The sequence below is a fragment of the Georgenia daeguensis genome, assembly GCF_039537705.1.
Taxonomy (GTDB): Bacteria; Actinomycetota; Actinomycetes; order Actinomycetales; family Actinomycetaceae; genus Georgenia; species Georgenia daeguensis.
Map to the genome: position 1 here is coordinate 67,228 of NZ_BAABBA010000018.1, position 21,864 is coordinate 89,091.

22 protein-coding genes and 1 riboswitch are annotated in these 21,864 nt (G+C 73.4%); of the genes, 6 read left to right on the plus strand and 16 right to left on the minus strand.

The window, feature by feature from the left end; genetic code table 11:
• Positions 1-28: 28 nt before the first annotated feature.
• From ABD774_RS16170 to ABD774_RS16180, 3 genes are read right to left on the minus strand one after another with little or no spacing between them, the layout of a single operon-like run.
• Positions 29-850: a carbohydrate ABC transporter permease gene (locus ABD774_RS16170; protein ID WP_345043346.1), complete on the minus strand. Its 822-nt coding sequence runs from the start codon at positions 848-850 to the stop codon at positions 29-31.
• Positions 850-1,794 (minus strand): carbohydrate ABC transporter permease, encoded by a 945-nt coding sequence (locus tag ABD774_RS16175; RefSeq protein ID WP_345043349.1) that lies wholly within the window; start codon positions 1,792-1,794, stop codon positions 850-852. The genes ABD774_RS16170 and ABD774_RS16175 overlap by 1 nt, the downstream gene beginning before the upstream one ends.
• 1 nt (position 1,795) lies before the next feature.
• On the minus strand, positions 1,796-3,115 hold the full coding sequence (locus ABD774_RS16180) for an ABC transporter substrate-binding protein (RefSeq protein ID WP_345043351.1): 1,320 nt from the start codon (positions 3,113-3,115) through the stop codon (positions 1,796-1,798).
• 167 nt (positions 3,116-3,282) lie between these two features.
• Here ABD774_RS16180 and ABD774_RS16185 point away from each other — a divergent pair, with 167 nt between their 5' ends.
• Complete coding sequence (locus ABD774_RS16185) at positions 3,283-3,936, plus strand: GntR family transcriptional regulator (RefSeq protein WP_345043353.1); 654 nt, start codon at positions 3,283-3,285, stop codon at positions 3,934-3,936.
• A 61-nt stretch (positions 3,937-3,997) separates the two neighbouring features.
• On the opposite strand, the gene ABD774_RS16190 is transcribed toward ABD774_RS16185, so the two are convergent.
• The 4 genes from ABD774_RS16190 to ABD774_RS16205 are packed head-to-tail and all read right to left on the minus strand — an operon-like array spanning position 3,998 to position 9,040.
• Complete coding sequence (locus ABD774_RS16190; RefSeq protein WP_345043355.1) at positions 3,998-5,869, minus strand: MGH1-like glycoside hydrolase domain-containing protein; 1,872 nt, start codon at positions 5,867-5,869, stop codon at positions 3,998-4,000.
• Positions 5,866-6,777: a carbohydrate ABC transporter permease gene (locus ABD774_RS16195; protein WP_345043357.1), complete on the minus strand. Its 912-nt coding sequence runs from the start codon at positions 6,775-6,777 to the stop codon at positions 5,866-5,868. The genes ABD774_RS16190 and ABD774_RS16195 overlap by 4 nt, the downstream gene beginning before the upstream one ends.
• Positions 6,774-7,727 (minus strand): carbohydrate ABC transporter permease, encoded by a 954-nt coding sequence (locus tag ABD774_RS16200; RefSeq protein ID WP_345043360.1) that lies wholly within the window; start codon positions 7,725-7,727, stop codon positions 6,774-6,776. Before ABD774_RS16200 ends, ABD774_RS16195 begins: the two co-directional genes overlap by 4 nt.
• 2 nt (positions 7,728-7,729) lie before the next feature.
• Positions 7,730-9,040: an ABC transporter substrate-binding protein gene (locus tag ABD774_RS16205; protein WP_345043362.1), complete on the minus strand. Its 1,311-nt coding sequence runs from the start codon at positions 9,038-9,040 to the stop codon at positions 7,730-7,732.
• Positions 9,041-9,111: 71 nt separating this feature from the next.
• Between ABD774_RS16205 and ABD774_RS16210 the strand changes: the two genes are divergently transcribed.
• From ABD774_RS16210 to ABD774_RS16220, 3 genes are all read left to right on the plus strand, one after another.
• Entirely contained in the window at positions 9,112-10,218 is a 1,107-nt protein-coding gene (locus ABD774_RS16210) for an aldo/keto reductase (RefSeq protein ID WP_486327331.1), read from the plus strand.
• A 154-nt stretch (positions 10,219-10,372) separates the two neighbouring features.
• Entirely contained in the window at positions 10,373-11,467 is a 1,095-nt protein-coding gene (locus tag ABD774_RS16215; protein WP_345043365.1) for an S-(hydroxymethyl)mycothiol dehydrogenase, read from the plus strand.
• A gap of 32 nt (positions 11,468-11,499) precedes the next feature.
• Positions 11,500-12,123, plus strand: coding sequence for an MBL fold metallo-hydrolase (locus tag ABD774_RS16220; RefSeq protein WP_345043367.1), 624 nt, complete (start codon positions 11,500-11,502; stop codon positions 12,121-12,123).
• Positions 12,124-12,217: 94 nt separating this feature from the next.
• Here ABD774_RS16220 and ABD774_RS16225 read toward each other — a convergent pair whose 3' ends face one another.
• The 4 genes from ABD774_RS16225 to ABD774_RS16240 all read right to left on the minus strand — a co-directional run bounded on the left by ABD774_RS16225 (position 12,218) and on the right by ABD774_RS16240 (position 15,478).
• The gene (locus ABD774_RS16225) at positions 12,218-12,721 is read right to left on the minus strand and encodes a hypothetical protein (RefSeq protein WP_345043369.1); all 504 of its coding nucleotides are present in this window, start codon (positions 12,719-12,721) and stop codon (positions 12,218-12,220) included.
• A gap of 105 nt (positions 12,722-12,826) precedes the next feature.
• Complete coding sequence (locus ABD774_RS16230; RefSeq protein ID WP_345043372.1) at positions 12,827-14,005, minus strand: cytochrome P450; 1,179 nt, start codon at positions 14,003-14,005, stop codon at positions 12,827-12,829.
• Between the two features lie 127 nt (positions 14,006-14,132).
• Positions 14,133-15,284: an NAD(P)/FAD-dependent oxidoreductase gene (locus tag ABD774_RS16235; protein WP_345043374.1), complete on the minus strand. Its 1,152-nt coding sequence runs from the start codon at positions 15,282-15,284 to the stop codon at positions 14,133-14,135.
• Positions 15,281-15,478 carry a ferredoxin gene (locus ABD774_RS16240; RefSeq protein ID WP_345043377.1) on the minus strand — a complete coding sequence of 66 codons (198 nt, stop codon included), beginning with the start codon at positions 15,476-15,478 and terminating at the stop codon, positions 15,281-15,283. The genes ABD774_RS16235 and ABD774_RS16240 overlap by 4 nt, the downstream gene beginning before the upstream one ends.
• 165 nt (positions 15,479-15,643) lie before the next feature.
• Here ABD774_RS16240 and ABD774_RS16245 point away from each other — a divergent pair, with 165 nt between their 5' ends.
• Both ABD774_RS16245 and ABD774_RS16250 read left to right on the plus strand, forming a co-directional pair.
• Positions 15,644-16,177: an HtaA domain-containing protein gene (locus tag ABD774_RS16245; RefSeq protein WP_345043379.1), complete on the plus strand. Its 534-nt coding sequence runs from the start codon at positions 15,644-15,646 to the stop codon at positions 16,175-16,177.
• On the plus strand, positions 16,170-17,087 hold the full coding sequence (locus ABD774_RS16250) for a LysR family transcriptional regulator (protein ID WP_345043381.1): 918 nt from the start codon (positions 16,170-16,172) through the stop codon (positions 17,085-17,087). Before ABD774_RS16245 ends, ABD774_RS16250 begins: the two co-directional genes overlap by 8 nt.
• Positions 17,088-17,135: 48 nt before the next feature.
• Here the strand turns inward: ABD774_RS16250 and ABD774_RS16255 are convergent, their stop codons facing one another.
• From ABD774_RS16255 to ABD774_RS16275, 5 genes are all read right to left on the minus strand, one after another.
• Positions 17,136-17,939, minus strand: a complete 804-nt coding sequence (locus ABD774_RS16255) for an energy-coupling factor transporter transmembrane component T family protein (protein WP_345043384.1) — start codon at positions 17,937-17,939, stop codon at positions 17,136-17,138.
• Positions 17,936-19,840: an ABC transporter ATP-binding protein gene (locus tag ABD774_RS16260; protein ID WP_345043386.1), complete on the minus strand. Its 1,905-nt coding sequence runs from the start codon at positions 19,838-19,840 to the stop codon at positions 17,936-17,938. Before ABD774_RS16260 ends, ABD774_RS16255 begins: the two co-directional genes overlap by 4 nt.
• Positions 19,837-20,448 carry an ECF transporter S component gene (locus ABD774_RS16265; protein WP_345043389.1) on the minus strand — a complete coding sequence of 204 codons (612 nt, stop codon included), beginning with the start codon at positions 20,446-20,448 and terminating at the stop codon, positions 19,837-19,839. The genes ABD774_RS16260 and ABD774_RS16265 overlap by 4 nt, the downstream gene beginning before the upstream one ends.
• A 14-nt stretch (positions 20,449-20,462) precedes the next feature.
• Positions 20,463-21,128, minus strand: coding sequence for a YkoF family thiamine/hydroxymethylpyrimidine-binding protein (locus tag ABD774_RS16270; protein WP_345043391.1), 666 nt, complete (start codon positions 21,126-21,128; stop codon positions 20,463-20,465).
• Between the two features lie 56 nt (positions 21,129-21,184).
• Positions 21,185-21,292, minus strand: a riboswitch (TPP riboswitch).
• A 105-nt stretch (positions 21,293-21,397) separates the two neighbouring features.
• The coding region (locus tag ABD774_RS16275) for an anti-sigma factor (RefSeq protein ID WP_345043394.1) at positions 21,398-21,864 on the minus strand (467 nt) is incomplete at its 5' end.

The window sequence follows — 21,864 nt, forward strand, 5'->3', positions numbered from 1 at the left end:
CCATGCCGCCCGGGTCACGCCGTCAGGCTCAGCCCTTCACGGCGCCGCCGAGGAGGCCGGCGACGAACTGGCGCTGGACGAGCAGGAACACCACGAGTACGGGCAGGGTGGCGAGCAGCGAGCCGAGCATCAGCCCTGAGTAGTCCACGCGCGTCGCACCGATCATCGTGTTGAGGGCGACCGGCAGCGTGTACGTGTCCTCGCGGTTGAGCATGAGCAGGGGCCAGATGAACGCGTTCCACTGCGTCATGAAGGTGTAGATGACCAGCGCCCCGATCTGCGGCCGGGAGACGGGCACGACGACGCGCCAGAACATCCGCAGCTCGCCGGCGCCGTCGAGCCGCGCCGCCTCGAGAAGCTCGTCGGGGAAGCCGAGGTACGACTGGCGCATGAGGAAGATGCCGAACGCGCTCGCCAGGAACGGCAGGATCACCGCCTGGTAGGAGCCGATCCAGCCCACGGAGGCCATCATCTGGAACAGGGGCACGAGGAGCACCTGCATCGGCACCATCATGGTGACGAGGACCAGGCCGAGGAGAGCCCCTCGGCCGCGGAAACGGTACTTGGCGAGGCCGAACCCGCACATCACCGAGATCGCGACGCTGAGCAGCGTGTAGACGGCGGCGATCCCGACGCTGTTCGCCATCACCCGGACGAAGCCGACCTCGTCGGCGAGGCGTACCAGGTTCGCGGCCAGCTCCCCGCCGGGCAGGACGGGCAGCGGGGTGCCGAACAGGTCGGCGGTGCGGTGCGTCGAGGCGATGAGCATCCACGCGAACGGGACGACGCCGAGCACCGCCGCGACAACGAGCACCACATACGCGGGTGCACGGCGCAGGACCGAGATCATCACTTCTCCCTGGCGAGGCGCAGCTGGAGCACGGAGAGGACCATCGTCAGCAGCACGACGACCCAGGCGATGGCCGAGGCGTACCCGAAGTCGAACTGCTCGAAGCCCACCCGGTAGAGGTAGAGCACCGGGGTGAGCGTGGCGTTGCTCGGGCCCCCGCCGGTGAGGATCACCACCTCGTCGAAGAGCTGGAGCGCGCCGATGGTGGAGGTCACCGTGACGAAGACGAGCACGGGCCGCAGCTGCGGCACCACGACACGGCTGAACACCTGCCACCCGCTCGCCCCGTCCAGCCGGGCGGCCTCGTAGAGCTCCTTGGGCACCGCCTGCAGCCCGGCGAGCAGGATGACCATGTTGTACCCGGTCCACCGCCAGGTGATGGCGGCGACGAGGGCCACCCGCGCCCACAGCGGGTCGTTGAGCCAGTCCACCGGTCCGAGCCCGACGACGCCGAGCAGCTGGTTCACGGCCCCGCCATCGGTGGCGAGCAGCACCCGGAAGACGACCGAGTAGGCCACCAGCGAGGTGACGGCGGGCAGGAACGCCATCAGCCGGAACCCGGTCCGCAGCCGCAGCCAGCTGAGGTTGAGCAGGTACGCCAGGCCGAGGGCCAGGCTCACCATGAGCGGCACCTGGACCAGGAGGAGCAGGCCCGCGTTGAGCAGGCTCTGGGCCACGAGCGGGTCCACCAGCATGCGCCGGTACTGCGCGAGGCCGACGAAGGCGGTCACCCCGCCGTCCGTCGCGTAGAGGCTCTGCCAGAACGAGGCCAGCAGCGGGTAGACGAAGAAGACCGCGAACAGGGCCGTGGCGGGGAGCACGAACAGCCACCCGGACCGGTGACGGCGCCGCTCCGCGCCCGCCGCCCGGGTGCGCACTCGGTCACGCGGGCGCCCCACGGGCCGCTCGGCGGCGAGGGCGCCCGCGCGCGCGACGACGGCCATGTCAGCCCGCGATCTCACGACCGGTGGCCGTGGCGATCTGCTCGGCGGCCGCCTGCAGCGCGGTCGCGGGGTCCTCACCGTTGATCACGGCGGCGACGACGGCGTTGGAGACCGCGTCGTTGGCCAGCGCGTCGTCCGTGGCGTAGGCGATCGTCGGGATCTGCGCGGTCTGCTCGGCGAAGAGCTGGAACACCGGCTGGCCCCCGAAGTACTCCAGCTCCTGCTGGAAGTACTCGTTCTCCAGGGCCGGCAGGTACGAGGGGAAGAGGCCCTCGTTCTCCATCATCGACACCTGGGAGTCGACGTCGGCCAGAGCGAACTCGACGAAGGCGGCGGCCAGCTCGGGGTTCGCGGCCTGCGCCGGAACGGCGAGCCCGGACCCGCCGTTGTTCGCGGTGCGGGCACCGCCCTCCGTGAAGGCGGGAAGCTCGACGACGCCGAACTTGCCGCTCAGCTCGGGCATCTCCGAGGTCAGCGTGCCGGTCCACCACACCGCCTCGGGGTGGAACGCCGAGCTCCCGTCCTTGGTGGCGCTCACCCGCCCGTCCCACCCGCGCACGTTCTGCAGCAGGCCGCGGTCGTTGATGTCCTTGAGCAGGGCGAGCGCCTCGACGGCCTCCGGCGAGGCGACGGTGATCCGCCCGTCGGCGTCGAAGTAGCCCTGACCCTGCTGGTGAAGCATCGTGCGGAAGGTGGCAGCCGAGGCGACGTCGATCGACATGAGGGTGCGGCCCGTGGCCGCCTTCACCTTCTCGCCGGCCTCGACGAGGTCCGCCCACGTCTCGATGGTGGCCGCGTCGACGCCGGCCGCGTCGAGGTAGTCGCTGCGGTAGAACATGGCGACGGTGCCGGAGTCCCAAGGGGCGACGGCGATCGCGCCGTCGGGGCTCGTGCCGGTGGCCCATTTGAAGGGGTCGAAGTCGGCCTCCTGGTCCCCGATCACCGGGGCGAGGTCCGCGAAGGCGTCGGGGAACTCGGCCAGGTACCCCGGCGCCCGGTCCACCTCGATCGTGACGACGTCGGGAAGCCCGCTGCCGGCCTGCAGGCCGACCGAGAGCTTGTCGTAGGCGTTGTCGTAGCCGACGTCCACGACGTCGACCGTCGTGCCGGGGTTCTCCTGCTCGAACTCGGTGGCCAGCCGGTCGAGCGCCGTCGCGGCGACGTCCCAGGACCACACGGTGATCTCGCCCTCGAGCGCCTCGCCGCCGCCGATCGCGACCGGCTCGGCCGAGCCGTCGGAGCGGGCGGTACCGCCGGTGGCGCATCCCGTGAGCAGCAGCGTCGTCGCCACCATCGGGACCAGTGCACGCCGTAGAGCCATGGGATTCCTTCCCTCGTCGTTGAGAATATTGCATACAGTACGCAGAACGCCTAAACTGTCAACACCGGCTGGCACTGTGGGTCTTTCGGCCTGACTCCGCGGCGGTTTCACGGGGTACGGACCACGCCCGGTTCCTAGGATTGGCCGGACCCGACTGTGGAGGCGACATGGTGATCAAGCGGACTGCCCTACGGGCGCAGGTACGCGAGGAGCTGCTGGAGCGGATGCGCTCCGGCGCCGTCCAGCCGGGTCAGACGATCAACGAGGTCCAGCTGGCCACGGAGCTCGGGGTCAGCCGCACCCCGTTGCGCGAGGCGCTCATCGCGCTGGAGACCGAGGGGCAGATCGCGAGCGAGAGCGGCCGCGGCTTCCGCTTCCTGCCGTTGAGCGCCCGTGAGCTGGAGGAGCTCAGCCCCATCATCGCCGCCCTGGAGTGCCTGGCGCTCGAGCTGAGCCCGCCGGACGAGCTCTCCGAGATCGGGGGCCAGCTCCTGTCCCTCGCTCGGGAGTTCAACGACGAGGTGGCCCAGCACGCGCTGATCAACCAGAAGGACGACGAGTGGCACACGCTCATGCTCAGCGCGTGCCCGAACCGGCGGCTGCTCGACCACGTCCAGAGCGTGCGCCTGGCGCTGCACCGCTACGAGTCCCTCCTGGTCCACGACCAGGCGATGGTGGCCAGGAGCTCGGCCGAGCACGAGGCGATCGCCCAGCGTCTCGTCGACGGCGACCTCGCGGGTGCCCAGGCGGCGCTGCGGGCGAACTGGCGCAACGGGGCGCGGCGCCTGCTCGAGACGATCGACTTCCAGGTCGCCGGCTGACCGTCGGCCGCCGCCCCCGACCCTCCCTCACGGGCGGGCGGTTCGGCCGCGCCCCGGGGCGTCAGGCCTGGCGGCCACGCGACCCTCGGGACAGCCGGACGGCGAGGTCGACGAAGAGCGCGGCCGTCCACCCGAACGACGTGGTCGCCGTCGGTGCGCGTTCCCCGGTCAGCGGGTTGAGGTACTCGCACGGCCCGCCCGCCCGGACGACACCGGCGAGCGCCCGCTCGGCCAGGGCGTCAGCCTCCGCCGGGCGGCCGACGGCGTCCAGCCCCTCGACGAGGAGGGCGCACATGTTCAGCCAGGTCGGGCCGCGCCACATGGCGTCGGGGTCGAAGTCCGCGTCGCACCGGGCGACCGTCGGAACCCCCCACGGCGCACCGAAGAGGTGGTCGTCGGTCAACGCGGCCCGCAGCCGGGCCGCGACCGCCTCCGGCAACCGGCCCGTGAGCAGGGGCAGGAGGCTCACCACGGCGTACGTGTCGAGCACCCGGCCTCCCGCCCGGGCCGCGAACAGGCCACGCCCCTCGTCCCACAGCTCCAGCAGGAGGTTCATCGTCCGGTCCGCGCGCTCCCGGAGCGCGGCCGCGGCATCGGCGTCGCCGTCGCTCTCGGCGTGACGCGCCAGCAGGTCGTCCTGCTGGACGAGGTAGGCACCCAGGTCCGGGGAGATCACCGGCGGGGCGGCGTCGAACACGGGGCTGTCGTCGAGCCCCGACGAGTACGGGTGACCGTACTCGGGCATCCCGTCGCCGTCGCTGTCGGCGGCGGCAAACCACCAGTCCTGCGAGCGCCGCGCGGCGCGGTACGCCGTCCGCGCCCACTCGTCGTCGCCCAGCGCCTCGTGGACCTTCCGCACCGCCCAGGCCGTCAGCGGCGGCTTGGTCAGCGGCACGACGGCGTCGCTGTCGGCCGCTCCGGACCCCTTCCGCCGCAGCGCCTCCAGGTCGCCCGGCGGGAGGTCCGCGCTCGAGGCGAGGACGCCGCCGTCGTGGACGACGTCGGGAAGCTGCCCGCCCGCGGCGGCGTGCCGCAGCGCGAGATCGATCTGGTGACGCGCCAGCCGCGGCGCCCCGTGCCGGAGCCCGGCGGCGATGAAGTAGGCGTCCCACTGCCACAGCCCGACGTAGCCGATCTTGGAGGGGACCACCGCGCGGGCGTCGTGGTGGCCGTGGAGGTCCACCTGGTTGGCCCCGAGCACCCACCAGCACAGGGCGGTCATCGGCGCGAGGTCGGGGCGTACGACCGGCGTGCGGGACATCCACCCCGCCCAGGTCGCCCGGGTGGCGGCGAGGTGTGCCGCGTGATCCGCCCCGGCCTCGACGGGTGCGACGGCCAGCTCGACCCAGCCCCCGCCGCCGGAGCTCAGCGCCACCTCCTGCTCGCCCACCGTCACCACGACGCCGCGCGCGGACAGCACGGCGCGCGGGGCGGACGGCAGGCCGACCTCCCAAGAGCCGTCCCGGGCCGGCGCGGGCAGGTCGAGCGCGGCCGACCACGCCTGGCCCGACTCGCTCCCGAGGCTCAGCGCGTGCGGCCCGGCGAAGGTGAGGGTGACGTGCCCGAGCTCGATCCGGTCCGGCGCGACCCGGGTGACCGCCAGCGGACGCCCGGCGCCGTCGCGCACCGCGAGCCGCTCGACAACGACGCAGTCGGCGGGTGCGCGCTCGTACTCGGCCGTGCAGACCGCCAGGGCGTGCACGCCGGCGTCGGGCGCGGGGCTGTGGGAGGGACGACCGCCGGGGTCGCCGAGGGCTGCGCCGACGGCGTCGCCGGACGCCGTCGGCTTGACCGCCCCCTCCGGCCCGGCCGGTCGACGGAGCAGCAGGGCGGCCGCGTCGGCGTCGAGGACGAACAGGCGTGAGCCGGGCAGCGTGAAGGGGGTGGCCTCGAGGTCGAGCAGCGCCTCGACAGCGTCGATCGCGTGGCTCATCGCCCGCCGAGCCCCGAGGCCGCCATCGAGGAGATGATCCGCCGCTGTCCGAGCAGGAAGGCGACGAGCATCGGGATGGTGGCGACGGCCGAGGCGGCCATGACGAGGCCGTAGTTCACCGCTCCGTACTGCCCCTGGAAGCTCGAGAGCAGCAGCGGCACCGTGAACAGCTCCTGGCTGTTGAGCAGCACCAGGGGGAAGAGGAAGTTGTTCCACGTGTCGAGCACGACGATGATGGCGAGCGCCCCCAGGCCCGGCCGGAGATTCGGCAGGATCACCGCGAAGAAGGTGCGCACCGGGCCGGCGCCGTCGAGGGTCGCGGCCTCGCTCAGCTCGCGCGGGATGGACAGCACGAACTGGCGCATGAGGAAGACGGCGAACGGGTTGGCCAGGGCCGCCGGCACGATGAGCGCCAGGTGCGAGTCGACCCAGCCCAGCTTCGCCATGAGCAGGTAGAACGGCACCAGCGTGACCTGCTTGGGGATCATCTGGGTGGCGAGGAAGAGGACGAAGAGCACCTTGGCGCCCCGGAACGGGATCCGGGCGAAGGCGTAGCCGGCCATGGAGGCGGTCAGCAGGGTGCCGGCCACCACGAGTCCCGCGATGTAGATGCTGTTGAGATAGGCCCGGCCGAACGGCAGCGCCTGCCACGCGTCGACGTAGTTGTCCGCCGTCGCCGGATCCGGCATCACGCTCAGCGGGTCGGTGAGCAGCTGGGGCAGCGTCTTCAGCGACGTCAGCAGCATCCAGACGAAGGGTGCCACCATGAGCAGCCCGCCGGCCGCGAGCACCACGTGGAGGGCGACCCGCCCAGGCCGCGGGCCCCGACGGCGGCGGCCGGCCGAGGCGGGTCGTGCCGGCAGCCCGTCCTGGACGCGCCCCTCGACGGCCGTGTCGAGGGCGGTCATGCCGCGTCCTCGTAGTGCACGAAGCGCCTCTGCACGGCGAACTGGGCACCGGTGATGACGAGCGTGAGCACCAGGAGGATGACGGCGGCTGCGCTCGAGGGACCGAACTCGAAACGCCCGAACCCGAGGTCGTAGATGTGGTACACGATCGTTCTCGTGGCGTTGTCGGGGCCGGCGTCGGCGGTGAGCAGGAAGACGGTGTCGAAGGTCTGCAGCGAGCTGATGAAGGCCACGACGGAGGAGTAGAACAGCACCGGGGAGAGCAGCGGCAGCCGGATCCGGAAGAACATCGCCAGGGCGCCCGCGCCGTCGAGGCGCGCCGCCTCGACCACGGTCGGCGGGACGTTCTGCAGCCCCGCGAGGATGATCACCACGTTCAGCCCGAGTGACGCCCAGATCGTCACCACGCACACCGCGAGCAGCGCGAGGCGCGGATCGCCCAGCCAGTCCGGCGGCGCGACGCCGAGGACACGGGCGATCGTGGCCGAGAGGGCGCCGTCGGCGCGGAAGAGCTGCTGCCAGATCATCGCGACGGCCACCGACGAGGTGACCACCGGCGCGAAGAACAGGACGAGGTACAGGGCCCGTGAGCGCAGCCGGTCCAGCGCGACGGCGATGACGGTCGCCAGGCCGAGCCCGACCGGGACGGTGACGAGCGCGAGCAGCAGCGTGTTGAGGATCGAGCGCAGCAGGAGCGGGTCGGTCAGCTGGTCGGCGAAGTTGGCCAGGCCCACCCACTCCAGGTCGGTCAGCCCGTCCCAGCTGGCGAAGGCCAGGACGAGGCTGACCACGAACGGCAGGACGACGAAGACCGCCATGCCGAGCAGCTGAGGGCCGACGAAGAACCAGCCCCAACGGCGTTCCGCGCGACGCCAGGCGGCCTCACGCTGCTCGACCGGCGAGGCCTGCAGGGACCGGAGCCCCTGCGCGACCCTCAGCTGCTGGCTCACCCCTACTCCGCCGTCTTCTCCGCCACCAGGTCGGCGGCGGCGCCGAGCGTGGTCGCAGTGTCCGCCTTCCCCTCGTACAGGGACAGCATCAGGGCGGAGATGTCCGTCGCGAGGCCGGGGACCGCGGCCTCCGCGGGGTAGTTGGCGAACCCGATGTCGCGCATGTCGAGGAACGTCTGGGCGTGCGCGGGGTAGTCGTCCTCGAGGACGACCTCGTCGGCGCCCTTGATCGACGGGACCGCGTTGCCGCCGCCCTGCAGCCGGAACGTCTGGCCCTCAGCGCTGAGGAACTCCGTCCAGAAGGTGAAGGCGGCGTCGACGTCCGAGGCCTCCGGGTTGATGGCGAGGTAGCTCGCGGCCACGCCGGTGGGGGCGGCCTTGCCGTCGGGGGTGGGCCAGCGGACGATGTCGTAGCTGTCCTCCTCGCCCGCCGAGCGCACCGTGCCGATGGTGTAGCGGCCCTGCGCGAAGAAGCCGGCCTTGTGGGTGACGAACATGCTGTCGGCGCCGGACCCCTCGGGCATCGTGTCCGCCACGGCGAACTTCCCGTCCTGGAAGTAGCGGGCCAGGGTGTCGACGGCGTCGACCGTCGTCGGGTCCTCCGCCGCGACGAACTGGCCGTCCTCGGAGTAGGCGGTGCCGCCCTGGGCGGAGATCCAGCTGTAGTGGGTGGCCCAGTAGTTCCAGAAGATCGAGCCGGTCAGGCCGGCGGCGGCGAGCTTGTCGTTCATCTCGAGGTAGGTCTCGGTGGTCCACTCGTCGTTCTCGGCCAGCTCGGCCGGGTCCTCGGTGATGCCGGCGGCCTCCAGCGCCTTCTTGTCGTACCAGAGGACGTCGGGGTTGGTGTCGTTCGGTGCTGCGTAGATCTCCCCGCCGGTCTGCGCGGCGCCGAAGGTACCGGGGAAGAAGTCCTCGGGCCTGGTCTTGCTCGCCTCCGAGCTCATCAGCTCGCTCAGCGGCAGGAGCACGTCGGCCTCGACGAACTGACCGAGCCGGTCGTCACCGATGTAGAAGACGTCGGGCGCGGTGTCGGAGGTGAGCTGGGACAGGAGCTTGGAGTGGTAGTCGTCGTAGGAGGCGACGGGTTCGAGCTCGACCTTGATGTCCGGGTGGCGCTCCATGAAGTCGTCGTTGAACTCCTCGAAACGGCCGAGCTCCTCCGGCGTGCCCCACGTGGACCAGACCACCGTGCCGCCCTCGCTGTCCCCGCCGGAGTCGGCCGAGCCGCCCGAGCCGCTGCACGCGGCGACCAGACTGAGCGCCGCGGCGACCGCAGCGACGGACGCGGTGCGCGGAAGGATTGAACGAGCCATCGGTGACCTCGATTCGTCAGCGCGCCAGAGGGTGGCGTCGAGTGTCTGAATTCTGTATACAGAATGCGGACATGTCAACCAGATTCCGGGGGCAGAACATGATGACCTATCGCGCGGCGCGGAACCGTTACGACACCGCGGTCTTCCGGCGAGCCGGGCGCAGCGGCCTCGACCTGCCTGCGATCTCGCTGGGCCTGTGGCACAACTTCGGGCCCGGGCACCTCTTTGAGGGGCAGCGAGCCATCCTGCGGGCGGCGATGGACCTCGGCGTGACCCACATCGACCTGGCGAACAACTACGGTCCGCCGCCCGGCGGGGCCGAGGAGACCTTCGGGCGGATCCTGGCGACGGACCTCCGGGCGTACCGCGACGAGCTCGTGATCAGCACGAAGGCCGGCTACGACATGTGGCCGGGCCCGTACGGGTGCGGCGGGTCGGCGAAGCACCTGACCGCCTCCCTGGACGCCTCGCTCCGCCGCCTGCAGCTGGACCACGTCGACATCTTCTACTCGCACCGACCGGACCCGACCGTGCCGATCGAGGAGACGGCGGGGGCGCTGGCGCAGGCGGTGCGCCGCGGCAAGGCCCGGTACGTCGCGATCTCGAACTACTCCCCCGCCGAGGCGACAGCGGCCGCCGAGGCGCTGGCCGCACACGGCGTGCCGCTGCTGATCCACCAGGAGTCCTACTCGATGTTCGACCGGCACGTCGAGCGTCCCGTCACGGAGGACGTGGCCTGGCGCGGCCGGCCGGGAGCTCCGGACCGCCCGGCCCGCGCCGCCCGGTCGCTGCTCGAGACGGTGGAGGACCTCGGGGTCGGCCTCGTCGTGTTCTCCCCGCTCGCGCAGGGCCTGCTCACCGACCGGTACCTCGACGGCGGCGTGCCCGCCGGGTCGCGAGCCTCGGTCGGGCACTTCCTCACGCCCGGGGCGATCACCGCCGACTACCTGGCACGGGCGCGGGCGCTGCACGAGATCGCCGCCGCCCGAGGCCAGTCCCTCGCCCAGCTGGCGATCACGTGGCTGCTGCGCGACCAGCGCGTGACCTCCGTGCTGGTGGGCGCGAGTTCGGTCGCACAGCTGCGGGGCAACGTCGAGGCCCGCCACGCACCACCACTCGCGGCCGAGGAGATCGCGGCGATCGAGCCCCTCGCCGTCGACACCGTCGGTGCCGTCTGACGCGGGCCCGCGCGCGGCGACCCGTGGCGACAGAGCCGGCGTCGGCCGGTCACCGTCCGAACGCTGGAGGCGCCGGACGGCCCCGGCGACGAAGCACCTACGTTGAGGACGGGACAAGGCCGGTCCGGCCGGTCATGACTGCCGAGGAGGAACAGTGCCGTACACCGTCAAGGGAGCCATCGCCCGCACCGAGGGTGCCGAGGTCGAGATCGTGGACGTCGTGGTGCCCGATCCGGGCCCGGGTGACGTGATCGTCGACGTCGAGGCCTGCGGGGTGTGCCACACGGACCTCTCCTACCGCGACGGCGGCATCAACGACGAGTTTCCCTTCCTCCTGGGGCACGAGGCCGCCGGGCGGGTCTCCGCCGTCGGCGAGGGGGTCACGCACGTCGCGGTCGGCGACTACGTGGTGCTGAACTGGCGCGCGGTGTGCGGGGAGTGCCGGGCGTGCAAGCGCGGCGAGCTGAAGTACTGCTTCGCCACCCACAACGCGAGCAAGAAGATGACGCTGACCGACGGCACCGAGCTCACCCCGGCGCTCGGCATCGGCGCCTTCATCGAGAAGACGATCGTCCACGAGCGCCAGTGCACCAAGGTCGACCCGCAGGCGGCGCCCGAGGTGGCGGGCCTGCTCGGCTGCGGGGTCATGGCGGGCATCGGTGCCGCCATCAACACCGGCGAGGTCAAGCGCGGCGAGTCCGTCGCCGTCATCGGCTGCGGCGGCGTCGGCAACGCGGCGATCGCCGGGGCCAAGCTCGCCGGGGCGTCGAGGATCATCGCGCTCGACGTCGTCGACGCCAAGCTCGAGGGCGCCAAGGAGTTCGGCGCCACCGACACGATCAACACCAAGGGCCTCTCCGAGGAGGAGGTCGTCTCCGCGGTGCAGGAGCTCACCGGCGGGTTCGGCGCCGACGTCGTCATCGACGCGGTCGGACGCCCGGAGACCTACCGGCAGGCCTTCTACGCCCGCGACCTCGCGGGCCGCGTCGTCCTCGTCGGCGTCCCGCACCCGAAGGCCGAGCTCACCCTGCCGTTCCTCGACGTCTTCGGCCGCGGCGGGTCGCTGAAGTCCTCCTGGTACGGCGACTGCCTACCCGAGCGCGACTTCCCCATGCTGGTCGACCTCTACCTCCAGGGCCGCCTGCCGCTGGACAGGTTCGTCACCGAGACGATCTCCGCCGACCAGATCGAGGCCGCCTTCGGCAAGATCCACGACGGCACCGTCCTGCGCTCCGTCGTGAAGTACTGACGCCCCATCGTTCGTTCAGAAAGGGAGGCGCCATGGTCGCCCGTATCGACAACCTCGTGACGTCCGGGACGTTCTCGCTCGACGGCGGGACGTGGGACGTGGACAACAACGTGTGGATCGTCGGTGACGACGCCGAAGTGATCGTCATCGACCCGGCCCACGACGCGCAGGCGGTCGCCGACGCCGTCGCCGGCCGGACGGTCAAGGCGGTCCTGCTCACCCACGGCCACGACGACCACATCCGCGCGGTCGCGGAGTTCCGGGACCTCGTCGGGGCCCCGGTCCACCTCAACCCCGAGGACCGCATGCTGTGGGACGCCGTCCATGACGGCGCCCCGGACCACGAGATCGCCGACGGCGACCGCTTCGAGGTGGCCGGCACGACGCTCGTCGCGATCCACACCCCGGGCCACTCCCCCGGCTCGACCAGCTTCTACGCCGAGGACCTCGGCGTGGTCTTCACCGGGGACACGCTGTTCAACGGCGGCCCCGGGGCGACGGGCCGGTCCTACTCGGACTACCCGACCATCGTCGCGTCCATCCGCGAGCGGCTGCTCACCCTGCCCGAGGAGACCGTGGTCAAGACCGGGCACGGGGACGACACGTCGGTCGCGGCGGAGAAGCCGTCGCTGGCCGAGTGGGAGGCGAAGCTCTAGGCCGTCGTGAGCTGACGACGGCGGAACGGGCGACGGCGGCCGCGCCCCGGCTCGACGCCTGGGACGCGGCCGCCGCGTTCGCGGGCGGACCCGATCAGTACGGGCTCGCCTCGACGCCGTCGAGCTCGTCGGGCGAGTCGGCCGACGGCGCGGAGTCCCCGGTCTCGGGGCTGGGGGCCGACGGGGTGGACTCCGCGGACGCCGGCGAGACCGGCGAGTCAGCCGTCACGGGCGACTGCGCGGTCTCGGACGTGATCGCGCTGCCCGCGGTCACCGAGGTGGGGTCGACGGCGCGCTCGTCCATCGCCACGGCGGCGGTGGCGGTCACCGCCGCGTCGGGAGCGGCGGCCGCGGTCCCGGCGTCGTCCGTCTCGTCCGGGGCCGGCTCGGTGACGTCCTCGCCCGTCGGGGCGGAAGGCGCCGAGGGCTCCGGCGCCGCGTCCCGGTAGCCCCAGGCCGGCGCGTGGTCCGGCGGGCCCTCGCTGTCGTAGCCGTGCGCGGGGGCGTCCTCGGGCGGGGCTGCGGCGGCCGCACCGGCGCCGCCGACGATGGTGAGCGCCGAGAGCGCTCCGGTGGCGATCCACTTGCTGGACCTCATGCTGCACTCCTCTCGGTAGCCGGGCCCCGTCGGGGCCCGTGGTGCGCGAACGACCGTAGGACGCTGTTACGGACGTCGCCACCCGAGAAAGCGCGCTGCTCGTCCCTACGCCGGCTCGACCTCCAGGACGGGAAGCTTGTCCAGCGCCATCATCATGTTGTTCATGTGTCGCTCCCCGTCCCCGACGGTGATGCGGCGCACCCGGCGGGCGAGCGCGCCGATGACCCCGTACGCCTCCAGGCGGGCCAGGCCCTGACCGGCGCAGCCGTGCACGCCGTAGCCGAAGGAGAGGTGGTCGATCGGGTTCCGGCGGACGTCGAACGTGTCGGGGTCCTCGTAGTGGCGGTGGTCGCGGTTGCCCGAGCCGTACAGGATCGCGATCCGATCCCCGGCGGGGATCAGCTGCCCGTCGACGACCACGTCCTGCTTCACGAGCCGCGCGAAGGCGTGGACTGGCGACTCGTAACGCAGCACCTCGTTGAAGGCCGAGGGGATCAGCGACGGGTCGGCGCGGACCAGGTCGAACTGGTCCGGGTGGGTGGCGAGCTGGCGGATCGCGTTGCCGATCGCCGCGATGGTCGAGTCCATGCCGGCCGCGACGTACTGGTGGATGATGTGCCCGCAGCTCTCGCGCGGGATGTCGCCGCGCTCGCCGGCGTCGAAGATGGCACGGCCCATGCTGCCCTCGGCGAGGTCCGAGGCCTTGACCTGCAGCGACCACTCGAAGAGCTCGCCGGCGATCGGGAAGCTCTCGACGGTGCGCTGGTTCATGGGGCCGAGCACGTTGAACGCGGCCTCGCCCCACTTCAGGATCTTGGCCCGGACGTCGTCCTGGACGCCGATGAGGTCGGCGACCACCTGCAGCGGCAGCGCCCGGGCGAGGTCGTCGATCGCGTCGAAGGAGCCCTGCTCGACCAGCCGCGCGACCATGGCGTCGGCCTTGGCGTCGATCTCGGCCTTCATGCCGCGCAGGGCCCGCGGGGTGAGGTTCTCGGTCAGGGCCGCCCGCAGGGCGGTGTGCTCCGGCGGGTCGGTGGTCAGGGAGGTCCCCCGCAGCGCGTCGTTCATGGCGTCGTTGAAGGCGACGGTGTTGGAGGAGAACACCTCCCAGTTGGCCAGCGCGTCGCGGATCTGGTCGTAGCGCGTGAGCGCCCAGGCCCCGTTCTTCTCGAGCCGGACCACCGAGGCCTGCTCGCGGAGCTGCGCGAAGTACGGGTAGGGGTCGGCCAGGACCTCGTCGGAGAAGAGGTCGATGTCGGACGTAGCGATCGTTTCCACGGTCATGAGGCACCTCGGGGCTTGGGGGTCGGAGGGGGCGGGTCCGGCGCCGGCGCGGTGCCGTCGGTGGGGCGGTTGCGAGGCGGCGGGGCGGCCACGGGGACCGGCGCCCAGGCGGCGGGCGAGGCCGCGCTCAGGCGGGCGAGGCCACCGGGGCGGCGGCGCCCAGGCGCCGCAGCTTGGGGACGGGGATGCGGTAGTTGATGGCGACGGCAGTGCCGGCGCCGTCCTGGTGGCCCCAGCGCAGGAGCGCCGGGCCGTCGAAGGGGTCGCCGTCGACGATCGCGGGCGCCCCCTCCACCGGCGTGAAGCCGGTGGCCTTGAGGTTGAGGCCGAACTGCTCGGTCCAGAAGTAGGGCTGGAGGTCGAGCTCGGGGGCGTCGTCGCCGCGGACCAGGGCGGCCGCGGCGATCCTGCTCTGGTCGATGGCGCTCGTCCACAGCGGCACCCGGCGGGCACCGAGCCGGGTCCGCACGGTCGCCACGTCCCCGGCGGCGACGACGTCGGGGCGGAGCCGGCCGCGGCTGTCGACGTCGAGCCGGCCGTCGGTGAGCAGCCCGCTGGTCGTGAGCCACTCGACGTTGGGGTCGTCGCCCACGGCGGTGATCACGAGGTCGGCCTCGAGCACCGAGCCGTCGGCGAGGACCGCCCGGGGGTGCCCGCCGGCGTGGCTCACCTCGACGGCATGGGTGGGCGCGATGACGAGCCCGTGCCGCAGGGCGGCGTCGACGAAGACGTCGGAGAGGTACGGCCCGAGCTGCAGGGCGAGCGGGCGGCCGTAGGTGGCGAGGGTGACCTCGCACCCGGAGGCGAGGCAGCCCGAGGCGACCTCCATGCCGAGCGGCCCGCCGCCGATGACGATGACGCGCGGACGGTCCACGAGACGACGGCGGAGCTCCAGCGCGTCCTCGAGCGTGCGGATGGTCAGCTCGCCCTCGTCGCCCGTGAGGCGCCTGGCCCGCGATCCGGTGGCGATCACGACGCCGTCGTACGGCAGGTCCGTGCCGTCCTCGAGCACGACCACCTTGCTCTCGACGTCCAGGCGCGACGCCCTGACGCCGAGGATCTCGGTGGCCTCGTGCGTGGGGGCGGGGAGGTGGTGGGAGGTCATGGTCCCGGCGTCGAGGAGCGCGGCCTTCGAGAGCGCGGGCCGGCTGTACGGGGCGTGCCTCTCCTCGCCGACGACGGTGAGCTCGCCGTCGAACCCGGCGGCCCGGAGAGAGTCGCCGGCGGTGAGGCCGGCGATGCTGTTGCCGACGACGACGATCCGGCGCGGCGCCGTCATCCCGCGAGCCTCAGCGCGGCGACGGGGCAGACGCGCACGGCGGCCTGCGCGGCGCCGGCGTCCGTGCTGCCGTCCTCGACGTCCTCGACGTCCAGGACGAGCTCGCCGTCGTCGTCGAGGTGCATCAGGTGCGGCGCGGCCTCCTCGCACAGGCCGTGGCCCTCGCAACGGGGGCGGTCGAGGATGATCTTCATGGGGGTCTCCGCTGAGCTGGGCGTGGTGGCGGCGGTGCCGACCTTGCTTTACACAGCAGTGTGTGGCTTGACACACTGTCAAGCAAATGAATACTAGGCATCACCGGCATGCACGCAGTTCATGAGCAGCCGGGCTGAGGCGGCACCAACACGACGAGGTGGGCGATGACGACGACGGCGGGCCTGACGTGGGCGGTCAAGGAGAGCCTGGTGTCCTACGTGGAGGCGCTCGACGACGGGGTCGTCGAGGCGGTCGCGCCCGCCACCCGCTCGGAGGCCGGCTTCTTCTTCCCGACGGCGGAGCCGGACGCTGGCACCGCGGGCGAGGAAGGGGCGAGCGGCGGCCCCGCCGACGGCGCACCGAGCGCTGACCGTGCCGGACACGCGCTGCAGTTCCGCGGCGCCGTCCGTCTCACCGGGCACTGGGGCATGCTGGACGTGGAGCTGCGGGACCCGAGCGTGGAGCTGGACGGCGACCACGGAACCCTGTTCGTCCGCGAGCGCGGCAGCCGCGACGCCCGGGCGAGACTCCCCCTCGCCGACCTCACGGTCGGTGCGACGACGACGGAGCCGGGCCCCGCCGTCGTGCAGGCCGCCGCCAGCCTGACCGGGCACGGGCGGCTCCTGCTGGGCGGGCAGTACGCCGTCGGCGAGCCGCTGAGCCCCGTGCTGATCACGCTGCCGGCACGCCGTGGCTGAGGACGGCTCGGCCTTCGACACCGACCTGGCGCGACTGGCGTCGGTCAACCTCAACCTGCTCGTGCCGCTGCTGGCGCTGCTCGAGGAGCGGTCGGTGACCCGGGCGGCGGACGCGGTCGGGGTCTCCCAGCCGGCGATGAGCCACGCGCTGCGGCGGATGCGGCGTCTGCTCGGCGACGAGCTCCTGGTGCGGCAGGGCGCCACGATGTCGCTCACCCCGCGCGCGACGTCGCTGATCGCGCCGCTGCAGCGGGTGCTCCAGCAGACGGCGCGGATCGTCAGCGCCGGGCCGTTCGACCCCGCCGACGACCGCCGGGTCATCACCGTGGCGATGACCACCAGCACGGCGCTGGTCATGGGCGGGGCGTTCGCGCGGCTGGTGGCGGAGCGGGCGCCGAACGCCGTGCTGCGGCTACGCACCGCCACCATCACCTCCACGGCGATGGTCACCGAGGAGGGCGCCGACGTGGTCCTGCTCTCCGAGGCCCTCCCCTCGCCCCACCCGCGCGAGCGCCTGTACGACGACCGGTGGGTCGTCATCACCAACTCCTCCGCCCCGAAGGACGCGGACGCGCTCGAGCTGCTCACCACGCTGCCCCACGTCGTCTTCGAGGCCGCCCCGCTGCGCCTGCGCCCCTACCAGGTGCTCGACGCCGAGGGGATCGCGTACACGGTGCGCCGGCACACCTCGGACAACCTCCTGGTCCCGGAGCTGATCTCCGCCGCGGGCGGGGTGGCCCTCCACCGGTACCGGGTGGCGGCGGCGATGAGCCGCCACCTCGACCTGCGCATCGAGGAGTTCCCCTTCCCCGTGCAAAGCGTGGGCATGGACCTGGTCTGGAACCCCTGGCTCGCCGACGACGAGTTCAAGCTCTGGCTGCGCGGGCTCCTCTTCGAGGCCGCCGGCTGACCCGCAGGGCCGACACCGCGGCGGGCCGGCGCGACGTCGATCGTCCGCTCAGCTTCCCAGCGCACCGGGGCCCCTCAGGACCCCCAGCACGGCACTGAGCGCGAGCACGGCCGCCACCACGGCGACCACCCCGGCCGCGAGCACCCAGTCGGCCGTGGTGATCCGCACCGGCTTCCAGGTGGTCCGCGGCTCCAGGCCGAGCCCGCGGGACTCCAGCGCCTGGGCCATCCGCTCGCCCTTGCGCACCGAGACCACGAGCAGCGTGAACACCACGCCGGCGAGGTGTCGCGGGCCCCGCGGCGGCCGCCCGCCGTCGCGCAGGTCCGCCCGCACGGTGTGCGCATGGGCGATGGTGGCCCACTCGCGCGGCAGCTCCTGCAGCATCCGGTAGCCGGCCAGGATCGCGTAGGTGACCCGGGCGCCGAGCCGGGCGTTCTGGTGCAGGCTCGTCATCAGGGCGACGCCGTCGGTGGACAGCAGGAAGCCGATCGCCAGGACCCCGACCAGCAGTGTGCGGACCGCCAGCGCCGCGCCCACGCTGAGCCCCTCCTCCGTCACCCGCAGGAGACCCGCCTGCCAGAGCACGGTGCCCGGCCGGGCGAGGGCGTTGACCGTCAGCACTCCGAGCGCGAACAGCACGAACGGCACGTGGGCGAGCGCCAGCGTGCGCGCCGGCACCCGCACCGAGGCCGCCACCGCGACGAACCCGAGCAGGTAGAGCACCGTCGGCGTGACCGGGTCGAGCACGAGGACGACGACGAGCGAGACCAGCGTCAGCAGCGCCAGCTTCACCGTGGGGTTGCGGCGGGCGAGCGGTGAGTCCGCGGCGGGCGCCCCCGTCAGTGCGCTCACGGCGCGTCCTCCGCACCATGCACGCCCCCGCGGTCTGCCGCGTCGGACGCGGCACCCACGGCAGCGTCGAGCTCCCGCAGCACGTGGCCGACGGCGGAGCGCGGCACGTGCCCCAGCAGCCAGGCGACCAGCGGCGGCAGGGCGAGCCCGGCTCGGGCGAGGAGGTCGGGATCGCCGAGCACCGCGGCCGTCGGCCCGTCGGCGAGCACGCCGCCGGGCGCGCCGCCGGAGGCACCGTCTCGGCGCCCCAGCACGACCACCCGCGTGGCGAGCGACGCCACCGTGCGCAGGTCGTGGCTGACGAGCACCACCGCTCCCCCACCGGCGGCGACGTCGCGCAGCGTGGCCGCGGTGGCGATGGTGTCCCGCCGGTCCAGGCCCAGCGTGGGTTCGTCGGCGAGGAGCACCGGCCGGTCGTGCGCCAGCATCGCGGCCAGGCTCAGCCGCCGCTTCTCGCCGCCGGAGAGCCGGAACGGGTTCTGCTCCGCCAGGTGCTCGAGCCGGTGCCGGCGCAGCCGGCACGGCACCACCTCGGCCGCGACGTCGGCCGGCAGCCCATGGGCGATCTCCTCCCGCACGGTGCCGGCGAGGAACTGGTGCTCGGCGTTCTGGAAGACCAGGCCCGGCCGCAGGCCGTCGACCCGCCCGGCGAGCGGCTCCAGCAGACCCGCGAGGGTGAGCAGCAACGTCGACTTCCCGGCGCCGTTCGCGCCCAGCAGCGCAACGACCTCGCCGGGGTGCACCTCCAGGTCGATCCCGGCGAGCAGCGCACCGGGCTCGAGAGGGACCATCGCTGGGCGGGTGGACCGTCGCCGGCGCCACCGAAGCCCGCGCCTGGCGCCACCCGCGGACGCGACCTGGCGGCCCACGGTGAGGCCGCGGGCGGCGAGGAGGGGGACGGCTACGTCGGCCGTCGGCGAGGCAGGTGGACCGGCCGGGACCGGGTCCGCCGGGACCGGTTCGGCGACGATTCCGGAGAGCGCCGGCCGACGCGGAGCGCCGTCGGCCAGCCGCCGCAGCAGCTCGGTGTTCGCCGTCGCCGCCAGGCCCCCCTCGGCGCCCGTGAGCGCCAGGAGCTCGGCGTCCAGAGGCAGCCAGCACCCGGCGGCGTGCAGCGCCCGGGCGTGGTCGCGTAGGACGAGAGCGGTGGGCCCGTCCGCGAGCACCTCCCCCGACTCCGAGAGCGCCACCGCCCGGGCGGGCAGCCCCGCGACGCCGTCGGCGCCGGCCCACTCGTCGAGCCGGTGCTCGACCAGCACCACCGCCGGCCGGTACGTGGCCACCGCCCCCGTCACGGCCCCGCGGACGGCGACAACGCCGGCCGGGTCGAGCATCGAGGTCGGCTCGTCCAGGAGCAGCACGTCCGGCTCGGTCACCATCGCGGCCGCGAGCGCGACCCGCTGCGACTCACCGCCGGAGAGCGTCGCCGTCGCCCGTGACCGGAGACCTCCGGCCCCGGCGGTCTCGAGGGCCGCGGCCACCCGCGGGCCGATGGTCGCCGGGTCGACCCCGTGGTTCTCCAGGGGCAGGGCGAGCTCCTGCTCCACGCCCGGCAGGCACACCGCCGCTGACGGGTCCTGCGCCAGGACGCCGAGGTGGCGGGACCGCTCGACGACGGGGCTCGCCTGGGTCGTCGTCCCGACCCTGACCTCGCCCCTCAGCGTCGCGGTGACGCTGTGCGGCACCACGCCGGTGATCGCGTGGAGCACCGTGGACTTTCCGGACCCGGAGGCGCCGAGGACGATCACCTGCTCCCCCGGCGCCAGCCGCAGCGACACCTCGCGGAGCACCGGCTCGGCCCGGCGGGGAAAGGCCACGCCGACGTCGCGCAGCTCGACGACCGCGCCGTCGCCCCGCCCGACCGTCGCCCCCTCGCCCGCCGGGGCGGCCGTCTGGGTCACGCCCGCTCCAGGTCCCGGCCGATGGCGAAGTTGTCCACGACGCCGGTGCGCGCCAGGCCGTCGACGATCACCTTGCCGAGCAGCCCGCCCAGGACGATCCCGGAGACGCACTGCATGACCAGGCGCAGGACGAAGATGTCCTGCCCGTACCAGCCGGCCCGGAAGGCGGACCAGAAGAACACCAGCCCCGCGCCGAGCAGGCCGGAGAGGGCGAAGACACCCCAGCCGAACCGGCGGTAGCGGGTCAGCGCGAAGGGGAGCTCGCTGCCGACGCCCTGGATCGCGGCGGCGACGAACAGCAGCGGGCCGACCGGCGAGCCGAGGAACACCACCTCCACGACGGAGGCGATGACCTCGGCGATCACCCCGGCGCCGGGGCGGCGGATGATGGCGACGGCCAGCGGGGCGACGAGCAGCCAGCCGCCCAGGAGAACGTGCTGGGCGAGGTCGCCGGCGGGGCCCATGAGGATGCTCAGGCCGTTCCAGGCCTGGACGAGCGCCCAGTAGGCGAAGCCGAAGACGACGCCGAGCACGACCATGAGGACCAGGTCCTTCATGGCCCAGCGCGGGCTGACGGCGGACGATGTTGTGGGTTCGGTGGTGGCCATGGCGTCTCCCCCGCTCAGTTCGTGGCCGGGCTCGGCGAGCCGACGGAGAGGGTCAGGTGGGTGACGACGTGCGGCACGCGGGCGCCGACCTGGGCCCAGGCGTCGACGGCGGTGGCGAGGACGTCGGCGACGTCGCCGGTGAGCTTGGTGGCGTAGTGCGCCGGGCTGGCCGCGGTGCCGCGGGCGGTGGCCGCGGCGATGGCGCCCTCGATGTGGGCCATGTGGTCGCCGGCGTCGGAGCCGCCGTCGAGCAGCGGGTAGAGCGACCAGTGCGCGGCGGCGTGGATGCCGGTCGGCTCGATCGCCACCGGGGCCGGGCTGGGCAGCCCGGTCACCGTGAGGTCGCAGGCGACCTCGCCGGGGCAGCCCCGGGAGAGAAGGACGTGGGCGACGACGTGCCCGCCGCCCGAGCGCAGCGAGGCGGCCGCGACGACGGCGGAGAGGTACGCGGCCAGGCGCTGCTCCGCCGGGGCGGTGCGGGCACCGACGTAGGTGCTGACCTCGTCGGTCTCGATGACCAGGCCGTCGGTGAGGCCGGCGGCCTCGGCGTCCGCGAGCGCGCCGAGGATGACCTCGACGAAGCCGTCGGTGTGGGGGTGGATGCTGAACCGCATCCCGATGCCGAGATCGGCCGGCGTGGCTCCGGCCGGCGTCGTCGTCTCGTCGATCTTGGTGCTCATCACGGTCCCTTCGATGGGCCCGCGGGTACCTCGAGACCCACGCCGGCGCACGCGTGCGCCGGGCGGGTGCCCTGCTCCCTACGCCGGTACGAACCGGATCAGGTAAACGGGTCTGCGGACTCTCCGCACTCTCAGCGCCGTTCGGCGCTCCCCGGGGGTTGGGGCGAACCTAGCCACGCCGGGGTGCCGTTGTCCAGGTCGTCCGGTTCCCGGGACCGGCCACGCTGCCCGACCACGGCCCGCGGGCCCGCGGGCCCGCGAGGACCTGCTCACCTCGTCGCAAGGGCCACGACCGGGGTGGTGGTCGGCTGGGCGGAGCCTCCGGCCGGCTCCACGGTGAGCGCCAGGACGGCACCGTCCGGCAGGTCCCCCACCCGGGTGGTGACCAGCCCGTCCTCCGGCCGGAGGACGCCGGCCGACGACGCTTCCCCGTCCTGGACCACCCACAGCTGGTACACCCGCTCGTCCGCCGGCACGGGGAGTGCCTGGGCGGTGAACAGCGCCGAGCCGGCGGCGACCACCGCGACGGCGCGGCCCCCGCCGGTGACGTCCTCGGCGACGAGCCGGGCGTCGGGGGCGGAGAGTGCCTCGGCGATCGCGGTGGTCTGCTCCTCCGCGCGGTCCGCGCGCTGCGCCTGCTGCACGGCGACGCCGCTGGGCACCGCGATCGCGGCGACCACCGCCGCGGCCGCCAGGCAGCGCCCCAGCGTCGCGCGCCGCCGGCGCGGGGCGATCC